This is a genomic window from Streptomyces sp. HNM0645 (assembly GCF_030056615.1).
In the GTDB taxonomy this organism is placed as follows: Bacteria; Actinomycetota; Actinomycetes; order Streptomycetales; family Streptomycetaceae; genus Streptomyces; species Streptomyces marianii.
Window position 1 is genome coordinate 1 of sequence record NZ_JASHLT010000113.1, and the last position, 2,008, is coordinate 2,008.

The following is a 2,008-nucleotide window of genomic DNA, read 5'->3' on the forward strand; positions in this document are numbered from 1 at the left end:
GCGAGCCCGTCCGGGACCCGCGCCACGTGCTCCGCGCTCCCCGGCACCGGCTCGGTCGTCCACCGCGGGATCGCGGTCAGTCCTCCGGCGCCGAGCACGTCGCACCAGAACTCCCGGCCCGCGTCCGCATGCATGTCCATCGTCTCTTTCCTCGGTTGCTCTGGTGGCGTGTGGGGTGACGTCGCGGTACCGGTGGGCCGTCGGTGGGCGTGTTCCGGGGGCCGCGATGTGGTGGCTGGTGGCGTTGTGTACGGCCTTGTGGTGGAGGGACCCGTGGTCCCGTACTTCCCGGGCCGGGTTGCCGCCCCACCGTGCGTTAGGGGGAACTTCGCGGTCGACCGACACACGGTCACGTTGCGTGATCCGCCGGGGCCGCCCCCGGCGGGGCGGCCGGAGCCCGTGCCCGTGCCCGGTGGGGGCCACTCGGGAAGGACGGGACCATGGGCCCCGCCCTCGTCACGGAACCACGGACACATCGGTCGCACACCTGCAGTCCGCATGCTTGCACTGTCTTTTCCCCTTGGAATCTTCCGTTCCCGGGCGGCTCTTCACAGGCCGTCCCGGCAGCGGGTCTCGTTGCAGGTTCCGCCGGGGTCGAGCGCAATCCAGCGAACGCAATCCAGTAGGCCCTGCCGGGGCCGGTCCTGTCCTGCTACGGGAATTCGTCTCTTGACACGGAAGCCGCATCCGGGCAAGGGGTCGCAACCGCATTTCGCCGTGTGTCCGCGGATCTCAACCCATCCCGCGATCACAGCTCTGACCTGCACAGAAAGCCACGCTGCACCGACATGCACATTACGCTTCGATGTCAAGCCCCGAATTCCGGTGGCATGACGAAGGGCTTCCCGACAGGCGTACTGGAGAGGCGTTCGGGCGTTGCCCGGACGGCTTTCTTCCCCGATTCCCACACGCCCGGCAGGAGGCCGCCGTGCCTGTCATATCCGTCCCACAGGACTTCAACGAAGACGATCTCTATGTCGATCTCGAGTCGGTTTCCGGACACCCGCTGTTCCTGAAATGCGAGGGGTTCAACTTCGCCGGCTCGATCAAGCTCAAGGCCGCCACCGAGATGGTCGAGGCCGCCGAACGCGACGGCCTACTGGGACCGGGCTCGGTCCTGATCGAGTCCTCGTCGGGCAACCTGGGCGTGGCACTGAGCATGATCGCAGCCAGCAAGGGCTACCGGTTCCTGTGTGTGACGGACTCGCGGTGCAATCTGTCCACCCGACTGCTGATGGAGGCCCTGGGTGCAGGGGTGCACGTCGTCACCGAGCCCGGCGAGGGCGGATTCCTCGGGGCGCGCATCGACCATGTGCGGGCTCTGTGCGCGTCCGACGACCGATACGTATGGCTGAACCAGTACACGAACCCGAACAACGGCATGGCCCACTACCGCAGGACCGCTCCGGCCATAGCCCGGCAGTTCCCCGACCTGGACGTACTGTTCGTCGGCGCCGGGACCACCGGCACGCTGATGGGCTGTGCCCGCTTCTTCCGCGAGTGGCACCGGCCGGTGCGGATCGTGGCCGTGGACAGCGCCGGCTCCGTCACCTTCGGCGACACCCAGGGCCGGCGGATGATCCCCGGTCTGGGCACCAGCGTCCGTCCGCCGCTGCTGGACACCTCGTACGTGGACGAGGTCGTGCACGTCCCGGAGGCCGACACCATCCGGGCGTGTCACCGGCTGGCGAGGCGCGGATTCCTCTTCGGCGGCTCCACCGGCACGGTCGTCAGCGGCGCGACGAGCTGGCTCGCCGCGCACGGAGACGAGAACCCGACCGCGGTGGCCATCGCGCCGGACCTGGGCGAGCGGTACCTGGAGACGATCTACCAGACCAACTGGGTCCACGACCTCTACGGCGAGCACGTACTCGCCCCGCCGGCCGCGGTGGCCCCCTCCCCCGCGGTCTGACCTCCCGGCCCGAGCCCGGGAGCATGCCACCGCGCCGCCCGGCGGCGGTGCGCGGGCGGGCGGTGCGCGGGCGGGCGGTGCGCGGGCGGGCGGTGC

The 2,008-nt window shown here is 69.8% G+C and carries 1 protein-coding gene; it reads left to right on the forward strand.

Features of this window, described 5'->3' with window-relative positions:
* Window positions 1–928: 928 nt before the first annotated feature.
* Entirely contained in the window at window positions 929–1,912 is a 984-nt protein-coding gene (gene sbnA / locus QMZ92_RS35810) for a 2,3-diaminopropionate biosynthesis protein SbnA (protein WP_283302119.1), read from the forward strand.
* Window positions 1,913–2,008 lie beyond the last annotated feature (96 nt).